Origin of the sequence: Ruminococcoides intestinihominis, from assembly GCF_040096285.1 — a bacterium.
Classification (GTDB): Bacteria; Bacillota; Clostridia; order Oscillospirales; family Acutalibacteraceae; genus Ruminococcoides; species Ruminococcoides intestinihominis.
Genome location: NZ_JBBMEY010000027.1, coordinates 1 through 16737 on the forward strand (window position 1 = coordinate 1; position 16737 = coordinate 16737).

Annotated in this window: 14 protein-coding genes; 3 read left to right on the forward strand and 11 right to left on the reverse strand. The window is 35.7% G+C overall.

Annotated features, from left to right (window positions below; genetic code table 11):
- Positions 1–224: 224 nt before the first annotated feature.
- From WMO18_RS07440 to WMO18_RS07460, 5 genes are all read right to left on the reverse strand, one after another.
- Positions 225–458 carry a hypothetical protein gene (locus WMO18_RS07440; RefSeq protein WP_211147872.1) on the reverse strand — a complete coding sequence of 78 codons (234 nt, stop codon included), beginning with the start codon at positions 456–458 and terminating at the stop codon, positions 225–227.
- A 97-nt stretch (positions 459–555) separates the two neighbouring features.
- Positions 556–1560, reverse strand: coding sequence for a GGGtGRT protein (locus WMO18_RS07445; RefSeq protein WP_022505048.1), 1005 nt, complete (start codon positions 1558–1560; stop codon positions 556–558).
- Between the two features lie 22 nt (positions 1561–1582).
- Positions 1583–2275 carry an iron-sulfur cluster assembly scaffold protein gene (locus WMO18_RS07450; RefSeq protein WP_022505047.1) on the reverse strand — a complete coding sequence of 231 codons (693 nt, stop codon included), beginning with the start codon at positions 2273–2275 and terminating at the stop codon, positions 1583–1585.
- Positions 2276–2478: 203 nt separating this feature from the next.
- Positions 2479–3666 (reverse strand): Ig-like domain-containing protein, encoded by a 1188-nt coding sequence (locus WMO18_RS07455; protein ID WP_367286505.1) that lies wholly within the window; start codon positions 3664–3666, stop codon positions 2479–2481.
- 277 nt (positions 3667–3943) lie between these two features.
- The gene (locus WMO18_RS07460) at positions 3944–6886 is read right to left on the reverse strand and encodes a YhgE/Pip domain-containing protein (protein WP_211147689.1); all 2943 of its coding nucleotides are present in this window, start codon (positions 6884–6886) and stop codon (positions 3944–3946) included.
- A gap of 148 nt (positions 6887–7034) precedes the next feature.
- Between WMO18_RS07460 and WMO18_RS07465 the strand changes: the two genes are divergently transcribed.
- The gene (locus WMO18_RS07465) at positions 7035–7586 is read left to right on the forward strand and encodes a TetR/AcrR family transcriptional regulator (protein WP_211147690.1); all 552 of its coding nucleotides are present in this window, start codon (positions 7035–7037) and stop codon (positions 7584–7586) included.
- 58 nt (positions 7587–7644) lie between these two features.
- Here the strand turns inward: WMO18_RS07465 and WMO18_RS07470 are convergent, their stop codons facing one another.
- The 3 genes from WMO18_RS07470 to WMO18_RS07480 all read right to left on the reverse strand — a co-directional run bounded on the left by WMO18_RS07470 (position 7645) and on the right by WMO18_RS07480 (position 10509).
- Entirely contained in the window at positions 7645–8439 is a 795-nt protein-coding gene (locus tag WMO18_RS07470; RefSeq protein WP_211147691.1) for an ABC transporter ATP-binding protein, read from the reverse strand.
- Entirely contained in the window at positions 8426–9391 is a 966-nt protein-coding gene (locus tag WMO18_RS07475; RefSeq protein WP_348982014.1) for an ABC transporter permease, read from the reverse strand. Before WMO18_RS07475 ends, WMO18_RS07470 begins: the two co-directional genes overlap by 14 nt.
- Before the next feature lie 137 nt (positions 9392–9528).
- Positions 9529–10509, reverse strand: coding sequence for an ABC transporter substrate-binding protein (locus WMO18_RS07480; RefSeq protein WP_211147692.1), 981 nt, complete (start codon positions 10507–10509; stop codon positions 9529–9531).
- Between the two features lie 320 nt (positions 10510–10829).
- Here WMO18_RS07480 and WMO18_RS07485 point away from each other — a divergent pair, with 320 nt between their 5' ends.
- Positions 10830–12524: a glutamine--tRNA ligase/YqeY domain fusion protein gene (locus WMO18_RS07485; RefSeq protein ID WP_211147693.1), complete on the forward strand. Its 1695-nt coding sequence runs from the start codon at positions 10830–10832 to the stop codon at positions 12522–12524.
- 70 nt (positions 12525–12594) lie between these two features.
- Positions 12595–13329, forward strand: a complete 735-nt coding sequence (gene ymfI / locus WMO18_RS07490; protein ID WP_022505039.1) for an elongation factor P 5-aminopentanone reductase — start codon at positions 12595–12597, stop codon at positions 13327–13329.
- 77 nt (positions 13330–13406) lie between these two features.
- Here ymfI and hydF read toward each other — a convergent pair whose 3' ends face one another.
- From hydF to WMO18_RS07505, 3 genes are all read right to left on the reverse strand, one after another.
- A complete protein-coding gene (gene hydF, locus WMO18_RS07495) occupies positions 13407–14594 on the reverse strand; it encodes a [FeFe] hydrogenase H-cluster maturation GTPase HydF (protein WP_211147694.1) in 1188 nt (395 codons plus the stop codon).
- Between the two features lie 9 nt (positions 14595–14603).
- Positions 14604–16025 (reverse strand): [FeFe] hydrogenase H-cluster radical SAM maturase HydG, encoded by a 1422-nt coding sequence (gene hydG, locus WMO18_RS07500; RefSeq protein ID WP_211147695.1) that lies wholly within the window; start codon positions 16023–16025, stop codon positions 14604–14606.
- 143 nt (positions 16026–16168) lie between these two features.
- Positions 16169–16687: a peptidylprolyl isomerase gene (locus WMO18_RS07505; RefSeq protein ID WP_138157002.1), complete on the reverse strand. Its 519-nt coding sequence runs from the start codon at positions 16685–16687 to the stop codon at positions 16169–16171.
- Between the last annotated feature and the right edge of the window lie 50 nt (positions 16688–16737).

The following is a 16737-nucleotide window of genomic DNA, read 5'->3' on the forward strand; positions in this document are numbered from 1 at the left end:
TCTGTCAGCTATCGCTGACACCTCCCTTTACACAAGGGAGGCTGGTTAGTCTCTGCTAATTCTAAATATCTACCACAAAACAAGGTATGTTCTAACTCTACAAACCCAAATTTATCTAACTAACCTTTACCCACAGACAAAATTGAAAAACCCTAATTTATCAAACCTACCTATACTCACAATCAAAATTAAAAAGACAAAAGGACTTCTGAAAACAGAAGTCCTTATTTTTCATCTTGCTGAGAGGCAAGTTCAATATTCTTTTGTACAATGCCCTGACCTTGGTCAACATAGCTTGATGCAATACTATAATACTTATTATAATATTTATCATAGGTATTTACTATAGTATTTTTATATCTGTCGGTAAGTGCCATACCACCAACAAAAAGCCCAACTGCCAAAGCAATGATTGATAGCATAATAACCACTTGCTTACCCGTTAGCTTATCCTTCATATTATCACAACCCTTACCTATTATATAACATAAAGTAAGAATTTTTGCAAGAAAAAAGGGAGTGTAAAATACACTCCCTAATATATAAAGTAATGAATTACTTATTTAGGCTTTCGTAAACTGCAACTGCACAAGCAACTGTAGCACCAACCATTGGGTTGTTACCCATACCAATAAGACCCATCATTTCAACGTGAGCAGGAACTGATGAAGAACCGGCAAACTGAGCATCACCGTGCATTCTACCCATTGAGTCTGTTAGACCGTATGAAGCAGGACCTGCACCCATGTTATCAGGATGAAGTGTACGACCTGTACCACCACCTGAAGCAACTGAGAAGTACTTAACGCCATTTTCAATAGCCCACTTCTTGTATGTACCTGCAACTAGATGCTGGAAACGAGTAGGGTTAGTTGAGTTACCTGTAATTGAAACACCAACATTTTCCTTCTGCATGATAGCTACGCCTTCACGAACATCGTTAGCACCGTAGCAACGAACAGCAGCTCTTTCACCATCAGAGAACTTAACTTCACGAACAACCTTTAGTTCGCTGTTGAAGAAGTCAAAGTCTGTTTCAACATATGTGAAACCGTTAATTCTTGAGATGATGTAAGCAGCATCCTTACCAAGACCGTTAAGGATAACTCTTAGTGGTTCTTTTCTAGCCTTGTTAGCGTTTCTAGCAATACCGATAGCACCTTCAGCAGCAGCGAATGATTCGTGACCTGCTAGGAATGCGAAACACTTTGTTTCGTCTCTAAGTAGCATTGCACCTAGGTTACCATGACCTAGACCAACATTTCTCTGTTCTGCAACAGAACCAGGGATTGTAAATGCTTCAAGACCTACACCGATAGCTTCAGCAGCTTCAGCAGCAGACTTAACGCCCTTCTTAAGACCGATAGCACAACCTAGTGTATAAGCCCAGCTAGCGTTTTCAAATGCGATTGGCTGAACACCCTTAACGATTTCGTCTGGGTCAAAGCCGTTATCTAGACATAGCTGTCTTGCCTCTTCAAGAGAACCGATACCATTTTCAGCAAGGCACTTCTCGATTTTTGGCATTCTTCTTTCCATACTTTCAAATGTAACTGCCATGTTTAAATCTCCTCCTTACTGATTATTCTTCTCTTGGGTCAATGTACTTAGCAGCGTTATCAAAACGGCCGTACTGACCAATGTTATTTTTATATGCTTCATCTGGTGTAACACCATGACGAATATCCTGCATCATCTTACCAAGATTTACAAACTGGTAACCGATAACTTCGTCATTTTCGTCAAGAGCTGTCTTAAGAACATAGCCTTCTGCCATTTCCATAAAACGAACACCCTTAGCCTTTGTTGAGAACATAGTACCAACCTGTGAACGAAGGCCCTTACCAAGGTCTTCTAGACCGGCACCGATTGGAAGACCGTCTTCTGAGAAAGCAGTCTGTGAACGACCGTATACTAGCTGTTCAAAAATGTTCTTCATAGCTGTGTTAATAGCATCACAAACAAGGTCTGTGTTTAGACATTCTAGTAGAGTCTTGCCAGGTAGAATTTCTGCAGCCATAGCAGCTGAGTGAGTCATACCTGAGCAACCAACTGTTTCTACAAGAGCTTCTTCAACAATACCGTCTTTTACGTTTAGTGATAGCTTACATGCGCCCTGCTGAGGAGCACACCAACCAATACCATGTGAAAAACCTGAAATATCTTTGATTTCATAAGATTTTACCCATTTACCTTCTTCAGGAATAGGTGCAGGACCGTGCTTTGGTCCTTTTGTTACAGTACACATATTCATTACTTCATTAGAATAATTCATTGTACTTAACTCCTTTCTTTGATTTGTTTGAGAAAGTCCTCTCATACAAGGTAATTATAATCTTTTTTCAGTATTTTATCAAGCATTTTTCTTTATTATTTGCTATTTTTTATCATATTAACTTTTGTTTAAAGATTTTTTGACATACTTTTAACTTAAAAAAGTAAAAAGTAGCTTCCAAATGAAAGCTACTTTATCTATCGTTATTTTACTGTAATCTTACATTTTGCAGACTTTTTACTGCCATCAGTTGTTGATACAGTAATTACTGCTTTACCCTTTTTCTTACCAATAACCTTACCCTTTGAATTTACAGTAGCAACAAGCTTTTTGTTTGTTTTCCAAGTAACTTTCTTGTTGCTTGTTGTGTTAGGATTTACAGTTGCTTTTAGTGTATAAGCACTACCTTTTTTCAAAGTTTTGTTATTTACATTTAGTTTAATCTTGGTTGCTTTCTGAACAACTTTTACTTTACAAATGGATTTAATTGTATTATCACTTGCCAGTTTAGCAGTAATTGTGCAAAATCCATTTGATACAGTTGTCACCTTACCGTTCTTATCTACTTTTGCAACTTTACTGTTACTTGTGGACCAAATAACTCTTTTATTTGTTAGTTCATTTGGTGTAACAGTTGCTACTAGCTTGGTAGAAATATTCTTGTTTGTTTTTGCAAGGGTAAGACTATTTTTACTTAAACTTATTTTACCTTTAACTATTGGTACAGTTGTAGGCTCTGTAGTTGTAGAGTCTGATGAAATTGGCTCTGCAACTGCATAAATAATATTTATCTCTTTATCACAACTTACATAATATGTGCCGTCACCATTATCTTTACAAATATACTGTTGATAATAATAATCGCCATCATTTTCTTTCATCAATCCATAATAGATTACAGTAGTTAGCTTATAGCCATCGTTTGGAGTAATTATCTCGCTATAATGACCACCACTTAATACAATGTTGGATTTTCCAGATGATGTACAATTTACAAGGTTACGGCTAATAGAAATATACCTGCTATTACCGATAACTTCGGTTGTATCGGCAGTTTTTTCATAAGCCTTTGCAATAATCTTAACATCATCAGTAACTTTTGAAATAATAATCTTATATGATTCGTCTGTTATTTTTTGTGGATAAATAATTTGATCACCCATCATCGCTCTTACATCCATACCATCAAAATTTTTGACAATATTTGATGTAATAGTCGCAACATATGAGTCACCTTTCTTTACAGTTTTATCTGTATTTGAAATAGTAACATTATTTGACGAAACATATTCTATACTACAAGTTTCAGTTGTTACTGCAAAAGCAGATACCCCTACAAATGATGATAAAATCATCATTACCGATAAAATAATTGATATTGTCCTTTTCATACATATCCTCCTTAGTTTATCTTTCTACAGGAAATTTGTCAATTATTCCCATTATATATTGTTGAATTAACTTACAATCCATCACCATTATTATAACTTATATTATAAAAAAATGTTACATTTTTACAATATTCGTATATAAAAAATATCGCACCACATTTGTATATATTGCACAACTTAATGTACATTTTACACAAACAAAAGCACTCTTGAATTAAATTCAAGAGTGCTTTGCATTTTGTTATTATATTTTGGAAGAATATACGGAATAATCTAATTAATCCTTAAATGGAACTGAGAAAGCCTCATCAAGTAGTCTTGATAGACCATATTTCTTTTCATTCTTACTCTTAACCTTTACTGTAGTTACTATAATGCTTAGTGCAATAAATACTGCTGCAAAACCGGCAAGTACAAGCATAATACCTGTAATATCCTGACCTGTAGCAATTGTCATTCTAAATCCGTCAACTGCATAAGAGAATGGGAAGAATGGTTTCATTGTTCTGTAGATACTTGGTGAAAGGTCAAGTGGATATGTACCACCGGCACAACCAAGTTGTAGAACTAGAAGAACAAGTAATGCGAATGAACCAACCTTACCAAGGATAATGTTGAAGAAGTATGCAATTGCTGTAAATGCTACAGAAGTCATAATAGCTAAAGCAAATGTTCTGCCAACATAAGCAGGATCCATACCGTTAACATTAATTAGAAGTGTTACCAGAACTGCACCTGCACCAACTGCAAATAATACAAGTTCAAATAGTTTTCTAATCCAAAGTTTCTTCTTTCTTCTGATACGCTTAGGGTCATTTTCTGCACCGGTTACAACACAGAATGAAATACCTGCTACCCAAAGGCCTGCACACATCATATATGCTGCCATAGCTGAACCGTTGTTAGCTACCTTAGAAACCTGAGTTTCATTTGCATTTACAGGAGAAGCAAACATCTTCTTCTGCTTACTTGAGATTGTTGTATTCTTAGCAGTATCAGCACCATTCTTAAGTGCTTTCTTAAGAGTTGTAACACCCTTATCAACTGTTGTTAAGCCATTACCCAGTGTCTTTGAACCATCATGAAGTTTATCTGCACCGTCAGAAATCTTTGTTGCACCACTTGCAAGTTCTTTACTGCCGGAAACAAGCTTATCATTGTTATCCATTAACTGTTTAGTACCATTTGCAAGAGTTGTTGAACCGTTAAATAGTTGTTCAATACCACTTGAAAGTGTTGGTACACTGTCTTTTAGTTTATTAGCACCCTTTGATAAATCGGTAGCACCCTTATTAAGAGTCTTGTTGTTATCAGTTAATTTCTTAGTACCATCAGCAAGTGTCTTAACACCACCTGTGTATGTTGTAACACCGGTCTTTAGTGACTTAGTACCGTCATTTAAGCTCTTAGCACCATCGTTAAGGCTCTTACTGTTGTCATTTAACTGTTTTGTACCCTTTGCAAGAGTATCAACACCACCTGTGTATGTTGATAAACCTGTTTTTAGAGTATCAATACCACCATCTAGCTGAGAAGCACCAATTTCAAGAGCAGTAGCACCGGGGATAAGTTTTTTATCAAGTGTATCCTTAACGGAGCTTAAACCACTATATAGTACAGTTACTTGCTTACTTGCAGTAGGTAGTAGTAATTCTGAGTTATCATTAATTTTCTTTACTGATTTCTTTACAGTATCAACTGACTGACCAACTTCTTTAGCTGTTGAAGCTGCTGTCTTTAGATCAGCACCGGCAGTTGTTAAGTTAGACTGTACTCCCTGTAAACCTGCACCGATTTCTTTTGCTGAAGATTTTAAACCGTTAATTACAGATGCTTGAGTTGCTGCATCAAGGCTCTTAAACCAACTTGATGAAGAAATTGTTGAAATTTCTTTTTGTAAAGATGCAAGACCATCTGATGCTGATTTTAGTTCAGTACCGGCAGTTGTAATATCAACACCAACAGTTGTTAGGTCGCTTTCAAGTGTTGACTCTTCTGCGTTTTGTAGGCTATCGTTTAACTGAGAAATACCACTGTTTAGAGAAGTAAGACCACTTGAAAGTTTCTTTAGCTTTTCTGCATTTTCATCAGTTACTGACTTTGCAAGTTCACCGGACATTTTGTTAAGTCCTGACTTTAAAGTTGAAGTACCTGTTGACAATATGCTTGAACCTGTCTTTAGAGAAAAAGCACCAATGTTAAGTGTGCTTGAACTTTGTGACAATGTTTGAGCACCTGTGTTAGCAGTTGCAACACCGGCAGTATATGTCTTTAGGCCGGACTTTAAAGTTGTTGTACCGTTATGCAAAGTAGAAACACCGTTATTTAGTGTACTTGAATTTTTGTTAAGTGTTTGAGCACCTGTGTTAGCAGCTGCAACACCGTCAGTATAAGTTTTGATACCGTCTTTTAGTGATACGCCACCATTTGCTAAAGCACTAATACCACTTGAAAGAGTAGGTACATTGCTATTTAATGTATCAAGACCTGCTTTAATTCTCCAAGCACCGGAATTTAATGATGTAACACCATTAGTATATGTTACAAGACCTGTGTTTAGAGTATTTGCACCATTAGCAAATGTTACTGAGCTATCTGCTAAAGTCTTTAGGTTAGTTGTAATAGTGTCATTACCATCTGAAAGTTTACCAACACCGTCATTTAGCTTCTGTGCACCATCAACTGCATCATAAAGGCTATCAGCTGTATCTCCAATAGTATCAAAAACTGTCTGTGTATAAGTTTCTGTTACTGTATGTTCGATTTCTGTTTTGATTTTTTCCAAAGCAGTTGAACTCATCTTAGAGGCAATGTAGTTTTTGCCCGGATTAGTTTTGTAGTCAAGCTCCATCTTCTTAGGATTTGCGTCCATCAAAGTTGTTGCATTTTTTGAAAAATCTTTCGGAATGGTAATTACCATATAATATGTACCATTCTCAATACCTTGTTCAGCTGTATCGCTATCAACAAAATTGAATTTCAAGGAATCATTATCCTTTAGTTTGTCTACAAGGTCATCCCCAATGGACAATGTTTTGTCATTGTACTCAACAGATTTGTCATAATTCACCACAGCTACCGGTAGGTCACCTATGTTACCATAAGGATCCCACATTGAACCCAAGAATACACAAGCGTATATTGATGGAATCAACATTACAATACAAATCGCAATAATCGGTAAGACCTTGAGTATAAAAGTTTTTTTCTTTTTACTCATACAATCACCTCATAAAAAATTAAACATAGTGTTGATTTCTTGAACATTTTCTATTATACTAGTATTGTAAAAAAACACAATAAGCAATTTACAACCATATGCACGATAATAAACATACTTGTAAATTGTGTTGAGAAGGTGAAATTTTATGGGTACACAGGACAGAAGAATTAGGAAAACCAGGGCCGTTCTAAAAAGTTCACTACTTTCTCTAATGAAAGAGAAAAGTGTGAAACATATTACGGTAAAAGAGTTGTGTGACAAGGCAGACATTAACAGAGGGACTTTTTATCTTCATTATACAGATGTATTTGATATGTTAGAACAAATTGAGGACGATATGTTTAGAGAGCTTGATGAATTTCTTGTTCCTATTGATAAGCAAGATGATGTTCTAAACGAAGAACTTTTCAGAGAAGTTTTTATCTTTGTAAAGAACAACAATGAATTTTGTCAGGTTATGCTTTCTGATAGAGGTGAAATTGCCTTTACTAAAAAGCTGATTAAGTTCTTGCATAGTAAATTTACAAATCACTTTGGTGATACTAATGCAGCAGAGCATTACTTTTCTTTTATGGTGTTTGGTGTTTTGGGCATAATTGAAAGTTGGCTTAATAATGGTATGAAGGAAACTCCCGAAGAAATGGCAAAAATTTGTTCTAATATTATTCAAAACAAAATCAGAGAACAACTTAACTAAATTTTTCTATGAAAAAAGGTCGGTACTTATTGTACCGACCTTTCTGTTATTTATTAAGTTAAGATAACAACATTTTGTCTGACTCAGCCTCTTCACCGGCAATCTCAGCAAATTTAGCCATAAGGTCAGCTTTTGTTAGTTTCTTCTTTTCTTCACCTTGAACATCATAGATAATCTGACCGTTGTTCATCATAATAAGTCTGTTACCATGAACAATAGCATCATTCATATTATGAGTAATCATCATTGCAGTCAACTTATCTCTCTCAATAATTTCTTCAGAAATCTGTAGAACCTTAGCAGCAGTTGTAGGGTCAAGTGCTGCAGTATGTTCATCAAGAAGTAATAACTTTGGTGTTTGTAAAGATGCCATAAGTAGTGTTAATGCTTGTCTTTGACCACCGGAAAGAAGTCCTACCTTTGATGTCATTCTGTCCTCAAGTCCTAAGCCTAAAATCTTTAACTTTTCGTGGAACATTTCTTTTTCTTTCTTAGTAATTCCCCACTTTAAAGTTCTTTTCTTGCCTCGTCTATAGGCAAGAGCTAAGTTCTCAATAATCTGCATATCAGGAGCAGTACCCATCATAGGGTCTTGGAAAACTCTACCGATAAATTTCGCTCTTTTATATTCAGGTAAACCTGTAACATTTACACCGTCAAGGATAATGCTACCGTTATCAACAGGCCATACACCTGTAATAGCATTCATCAAAGTTGATTTACCTGCACCGTTACCACCGATAATAGTAACAAAGTCACCCGGATTAAGGTGGAGAGAAACTTTGTCCAGTGCTTTCTTTTCATTAATTGTACCCGGGTTAAAGGTTTTTTCAATAGAATTAATCTTTAGCATCTAACTTCTCTCCTCTCTTTTTAGCTTTACTAAATGAACTTTTACTCTTTGACTTTAAGTAAGGAACTGCTAGGAATAATGCAACGATAATTGCAGTAAATAGCTTTAGGTCGTTTGAATTTAACTTTAGCCACAATACAATTGTCATAATGAAGTAATAGATAATACCACCGATTACAACAAAAACAAGTTTACCGATAAAGTTCATCTTCTTGCCTAAGATAGCCATACCGATAGCCTCACCGATAATAACTGCTGCAAGACCTGTTACGATAGCACCTCTACCTTGGTTAATATCGGCAAAGCCTTGATACTGAGTCATTAAACCACCTGAAAGTGCTACGATACCATTTGATAATGAAAGACCGATAACTTTCATTGTTGAAATATTGATACCTTGTGCGCTACTCATTGAGTGGTTACTACCTGTTGCTCTAAGTGCTGAACCTTGTTCTGTACCAAAATACCAATATAACAAAGCAATAAGTGCTACTGCAAAAATAACAGAAACAATAATTGCCTGTGGTACATTGCCAAGAGTAACATACAAATCCTTTTCACCAAAAGCAAATGATTTATTTGATGAGAAGTCCATAATTCTTAGGTTAATAGAATATAGAGCAATCTGTGTTAAGATACCTGCAAGAATAGCCGGAATACCTAACTTAGTATGTAAAATACCTGTAACAAAACCTGCCACAAGTCCGGCAAGTACTGCAATAATTAAGCAAGACCACATAGGGAAACCTGCAAGTTTCAACATAATAGTTACTGCACCACCGGTTGTAAAAGTACCGTCAACTGAAAGGTCGGCAACATCAAGTAGCCTAAAAGTAATGTAAACTCCCAAAGCCATAATACCCCAAATAATACCTTGGGCAACTGCACCGGGTAAATTATTTAGAAGTTGTAGTGGACTAAGGGAGCTAAAGTATGACATAATAGCGTCCATTTTTATCCTCCTATAATTACGCCCAAAAGCATATAAATGTATTTTCTACCTTGAAACACATTTATATGCCTTTGAACTGACTTTATTAATTAGGGGTTGACATAAGCCAACCCCTATTTTTGTTTAGTAAATTTTAATTACTTATCTTCGCCGATTGCCTTGTAATCTGATGGAATATCAAGACCCAGAGCCTTACAAATTTCAACATTGTATTCCTTTGTAAACTTAGGAGCTGACTTAACTTCCATCTTAGAAATGTCTTTGCCATTTACAATAATATCATAAGCCATTTCGCCTGTTGTATAACCAAGGTCATAGTAGCTGATTGAAAGTGTTGCAACACCACAACCTGAGCAAATACCTTCTTCACCGGCAATGATTGGTGTCTTTTCCTTTAGAGCAACATTGTTAACTGTCTTAGCACAGTTAGCGGCTGTGTTATCTGTTGGAACATAAAGAACATCACTTTCACCACAAGCTGTCTTTGTAACAGAAGCTACGTCATTAGAGTCAGCAAAAGTAAATTCTTTAACTGTCTTGCCAAGTTTCTTTAGGTAGTCTGTAATTGTTGTTGCCTGATACTTTGAGTTAGGTTCACCTGAACAATATAGAATACCAACCTTCTTAGAGTTTGGATATAGTTCATTAATCATATCAGCCTGTTCGTCAAGTGGAGCAAGGTCTGTTGTACCTGATACATTAGCACCTGTTGTACCTGTCCAGTTGTCAATACCAAGAGCTGAACCGTAATCTGTAATTGAAGTACCTAGGATAGGAATAGTCTTTGTTGCAGAAACTGCAGCCTGTAAAGCAGCAGTACCGTTTGATAGAATCAAATCAACATTGTCAGAAGCAAACTGATTACAGATTGTAGCACAAGTAGCTGAGTCACCTGCAGCGTTCTGTTCTGTGAAAGATACCTTGTCACCAAGTTTTTCTGTTAAATAAGCCTTAAAGCCCTTTGTTGCAGCATCAAGAGCAGGATGCTGAATAAGCTGACAGATACCGATTTTGTAACTTTTGTTTGCGTCACTACTTGAACTGTTTGAGCTACTGCCACAAGCAGTTGCACATAGAGCCATAGCAACAACACAAAGCATTGCTAATATTTTTTTCATTGTTTTTTCCTCCCAAATAGAGTTCCTCTCTATTTTTAATAACTCAATTTTATCACAGTAAAATTTGGTTGTCAATAGCACTTTAAAGTGTTAAAGCGTTAGCAAAAAAATTTAGTTAACTGCACAAATAAACCTACTTAAATTCGTTTAAAATGATAGTGATATTCTTTATATTTGGTTATTTTCACCATATACAATACTTCTAATTTGACATAACGGCAGTCCTAAAATTAGCTATAAATCTAATATTGAAAATTTCTATATTTATGATATAATAATTTTATCTATTATTTAAGAAAAATTTTTAAGCGAGGAACACTATGGCTGAGGAACTAAAGAACAATAATAATGAAGAAGTAATGTCAAGTAACTTCATCCATACTTTTATTGATGAAGATATTGCCGAAGGTGGTCAGTATGAAGGTAAAACAGTACACACTCGTTTTCCTCCTGAACCAAACGGCTACCTACACATTGGTCATGCAAAGGCTATTTGCATTGACTTTGGCACAGCAGAAAAGTACAACGGACTTTGTAACCTTAGAATGGACGACACAAACCCTACTAAAGAAGATGTAGAATATGTTGATGCTATTAAGGAAGATATTAAGTGGCTTGGTTTTGATTGGGGTGACAGATTCTACTTTGCATCTGAATACTTCCCACAAATGTATGACTATGCAGTTGAACTTATCAAGAAAGGTTTAGCTTATGTTTGCGAACTAAATACAGAACAGATGAAGGAATACAGAGGCGACCTAAAAACTCCTGCAAAGAGCCCTTATAGAGACAGACCTATTGAAGAAAGCCTTGATTTATTTGAAAGAATGAAGAATGGCGAATTTGAAGACGGTAAAATGACTCTTAGAGCAAAGATTGACCTTGCTTCAGGTAACTTTAGTATGCGTGACCCTGTAATCTACCGTATCAACCATATGGCACATCATAAGACAGGTACTGATTGGTGCATTTATCCTATGTATGACTTTGCTCATCCTATTGAAGATGCTATTGAAGGCATTACACATTCACTATGCACACTTGAATTTGAAAGTCACCGTCCACTATATGATTGGGTTATTGCTAATATTTCAGCACCTGCAAAGCCTAGACAGATTGAATTTGCTCGTCTTGGCATTAACAACACAGTAATGAGCAAGAGAAAGCTTCGTCAGTTGGTAGAAGAAGGCTATGTTAATGGTTGGGATGACCCAAGAATGCCTACTCTATGTGGTTTAAGAAGAAGAGGTTACACACCTGAATCTATCCGTTCATTCTGTGAACAGATTGGTGTGTCTAAGGTTAATTCAACAGTTGAATACGGTTTCCTAGAACATTGTCTAAGAAATGACCTTAACGATAGAGCAAACAGAATTATGGCTGTTATCCACCCTATTAAGCTGGTTATCACTAACTATCCTGAGGGCAAAACAGAAGAATTCACAGTAGAGAACAACCCTAACCACCCTGAGGACGGTGAAAGAACAATTACATTCTCAAGAGAATGTTACATTGAAAGTGAAGACTTTATGGAAGACCCTTTCAGAAAGTATCAGCGTCTATATCCGGGTAATGAAGTAAGACTAAAGTCAGCTTACTATGTTACTTGTACAGGTTGTGACAAGGATGAAAACGGCAATGTTACTACTGTATATGCTGAATATGACCCAGAATCTCGTGGTGGTGATACTCCAGACGGTAGAAAGGTTAGAGGTACTATCCATTGGGTAGATGCTAATAACTATGTACCTGCTGAAGTTAGACTATATGACAATCTATTTACTGATTCTGAACCTGACACAGGTGACAAGAACTTTCTAGACTATATTAATCCTGAAAGTCTTGTTGTACTAAATAATTGTAAGGTTGAAGCATCTGTTAAGGATAACCCACATACTCATTATCAGTTTATGAGACTAGGTTACTTCTGTACTGACAACAAAGACAGTAGCAAAGACCACTTTGTATTTAACAGAAGTGTTAGCCTAAAAGATGGCTTTAAGAAGAAAAAATAATTTTCTTTAATATAACAACAAAAGGCATTGGTTATCCAATGCCTTTATTTTTAGATATGAGGTAAAATTTATGAATACTGTTCTTGTAACCGGTGGTTCAAAGGGTATCGGCAGTGCTATTGCCGAAGAATTTGCTTCCCTTGGTTATGCCGTTGCAATTAACTACAACAAAAGCGAAGAAAAGGCAAAAGCACTTTCCTTAGAATTAATGAAAAAATACAAAGTACCTGTGGGTGCTTACAAGGCTGATGTTAAAGACAGAAATGAAGTTGCCCATATGGTAGCTAAAATTAAGGATGAACTTGGAACAATAGTTATCCTTGTAAACAATGCCGGTATCAGCACACAAAAGGAATTTTCACAAATTACAAATGATGAATGGAAAGTAATGTTAAGCACTCACCTTGACGGTGCATTTAACTGCACACAAGAAGTAATGCATGATATGATTTATCGTCAATACGGCAAGATAATCAACATCAGCTCTATGTGGGGTGTCACCGGTGGTAGCTGTGAAGTCCATTACAGTACTGCAAAGGCAGGTATTATCGGATTTACAAAAGCTTTGGCAAAGGAACTTGCACCTAGCAACATTAATGTAAATTGCGTTTGTCCCGGTGTTATCAAAACCGATATGCTGAATATTTTTAGTGAGGAAACCTTGGAAGACCTAAAAAATAACACTCCACTAAAAAGACTTGGTACTCCTACAGATATTGCAAAAGCAGTAGCCTTCTTCGGTAGTAAAGACTCCGACTACCTAACCGGCAATATTCTAAATGTTAATGGTGGGTTTGTGATTTGATAATTTTATAATGCACAAAAGGGTTTCTAAACGGAAACCCTTATTTTTATATTACTATGTAATTATATTTTACTTTTTCACTTAATAAGCTCTAAAAATTCAGGGAAAATTTCTAGGCTTCTTTCCAGTATTCCTTGCATATAAGCTATTGATGTACCGTAATTTGTGAAAGGTACATTTTGTTTAATAGCCATATTCATTCTACTTTGGACTTCTCTTTCATTGAGCATACAACCACCACAATGAATAATGAGTTTATACTTTCCTAAATCATTTGGAAATTCTGTACCACTGCAAAAATCAATTTCTATATTTTTATTAGTGAAATTATTTAACCATTTAGGCAGTTTAACTGTACCTATATCTTCACATTGTCTATGGTGGGTACAACCCTCTGCAATAAGAATTTTGTCACCGTTATTTAAACCACTAATTGCCTTAGCACCTTTTACTGCTGTAGCTAAAAAACCTTTGTACCTAGCCATTAATATTGAAAATGAAGTTAAATAAATATCCTTTGGTGTATCGGCATTTGCCTTTTTAAAAACCTGACTATCAGTAATAACCACCTTTGGTTTTTTGTTAAGGTTATTAATAGTTTCGGTTATTTTGTCCTCTTTACACACAATTGCAGTACAGTTGCTATCAAGAATATCCCTAATAGTCTGTTGCTGAGGAAGTATCAGCCTACCCTTTGGTGCTGACTTATCAATCGGCACAACCAATAGAGCAATATCGCCTTCATTTAGTTTGTCACCGATAATCTTTTTATCCTCTACTTTTACAAAATGTGCAACCTTTTCTCTTAAATCGTTTATACCAATATTTTCTGTGGCACTAACCATAATTTCATTATTAGATGGGTTATCTAATTTTTGCAAATCCATTTTGTTATATACAATAATGTACGGAATATTCTTTTCCTTAAAAAGTGAAATCAGCTTTCTGTCAAAATCATTCTTACCTTTTGTTATATCAACTACAAGAATTGCAACATCGGTTTTCCTAAGAATTTGGAGAGTTTTTTCTACTCTTAGTTTTCCTAAATCACTGTTATCATCAAACCCGGGTGTATCTATAATTTCAACAGGACCTATTGGCAACAGTTCCATTGACTTACTTACCGGATCAGTAGTTGTACCAAAAACATTTGAGACTACAGAAAGTTTTTGATTTGTAAAGGCATTTACAACAGAACTTTTTCCGACATTACAGTTGCCAAAAAATGCAATATGAAGTCTATTTGACTTTGGTGTAGTGTTCATAAATTCTCCTTAAAATCTAAAATCACGAATACCTTGTTCAATCTTTTCCAAATGGTCCTTACAAATTTTCTTTACCTTTTCTTTAGGAATATTCTCTAGTTCTGATTTAATCAGTTCTTCCCCAACTTTTCTGGTTTCTTCACTTGCATAGTCCATTAAATATTCCTTTAGGGTCATTAGTGCATTTGGGTGGCAACAATTTTGTATTTGCTTAGATTTACAAAGTGCCATAAACCTGTCACCTGTTCTGCCCTCACGATAACAAGCAGTACAGAATGATGGAATGTAACCCATTTTCATTAACCACAATACAACTTCATCAAGGGTACGATTATCGGAAACATCAAACTGTTCTGTATCATGTGGTCTGATTTCTTCCGTATATCCACCTACTGAAGTTCTTGATGCACCTGAAATTTGTGATACACCCAGTCCGATTACCTTTTCTCTAACCTTTTGACTTTCTCTTGTAGAGATAATCATACCTGTGTATGGTACTGCAATACGGATTAATGCGCAAATTTTTGCAAAGGTATCATCATCAATACCATTGTCAAAAACATTAGGGTCAATATCATCTGCTCTTTTTATTCTAGGTACAGAAATTGTATGAGGTCCAACACCATGCACTGCCTCTAGGTGTTCAGCATGCATTAATAGTCCTGCAAATTCATACTTGTACATTTCCAAACCAAAAAGCACACCAAGACCTACATCATCAATGCCACCCTCCATTGCTCTGTCCATAGCCTCTGTATGATAATCATAATTATGCTTTGGACCTGTTGGGTGCAATTGTTCATAACTTTTCTTGTGGTAAGTTTCTTGGAACAAAATATACGTACCTATTCCGGCATCTTTAAGTTTTCTATAATTTTCAACAGTAGTTGCTGCAATATTTACATTTACTCTACGGATTGCACCATTCTTGTGCTTAATAGAATAAATAGTGTTTATGCACTCCAGTATATACTCAATAGGATTATTCTTAGGGTCTTCACCGGCTTCTATAGCAAGTCTTTTATGACCCATATCTTGAAGTGCAATAACCTCTTTCTTTACTTCCTCTTGAGTTAGCTTTTTTCTGCCTATATGCTTATTTTTCATATGATAAGGACAATATACACAACCGTTTACACAATAGTTAGAAAGATACAGTGGTGCAAACATTACAATTCTATTGCCGTAAAAATCTTTCTTTATCTGCTTTGCAAGTGCATACATTTCCTTAATTTTTTCTTCATTCTCACAAGCTAAAAGTACAGATGCTTCTCTGTGGTTTAGACCTTTTCTTTCCTTAGCTTTCTCTAATATTTTATCAATTAATTCTAAGTTATCCTTATTTTTCTCAGCATAATCAAGGGTATCAAGGATTTCTCCGTCATTAATAAACTCCTCTGCTTTTAAGGATTTTACATTATATTCTGCCATATTTTCTCCTAACAAAAAGGTGCACCCATATTTGGGTACACCCATTAAACACTACCGAACAGTGCTTTGTGAACTCAATTTATAGTATAACAATTATACCATCACTGTTCTAATAATACAAGATATTGTGTTTTAAAATACAATTAGCACTTTTCAGGTTCGCCGTATTCTTCACCGAAAGTTTCAGCAGTTACTTTCTTCATAACCTGTGGGTCTAAAGGTCTATCCTGAAAATCTGTGTCAACTTCAGCAATTTCATTTACAACATCCATACCTTCAATAACCTTACCGAAAGCAGCATACTGACCGTCTAGGTGAGGGCTTGTCTTGTGCATAACAAAGAACTGGCTACCTGCTGAATTTGGCATCATTGAACGAGCCATAGAAAGAACACCTTCTGTGTGCTTTAAATCATTTTTAAAGCCATTGCCAGAGAATTCACCCTTAATGCTATATCCTGGACCACCCATACCTGTGCCTTCAGGACAGCCACCCTGAATCATAAAACCGTAGATTACTCTGTGGAAGTTTAGACCATCATAATAGCCACTATTTACTAGGCTTAGGAAGTTCTTTACTGTATTTGGTGCAATTTCAGGATATAGTTCAGCTTTAAAAACCTTACCGTTTTCCATTTCAAAAGTTACAATTGGATTCTTCATTTTTCATTCTCCTTATATAGAAAATTATTCTATATGTAATATTAACAATA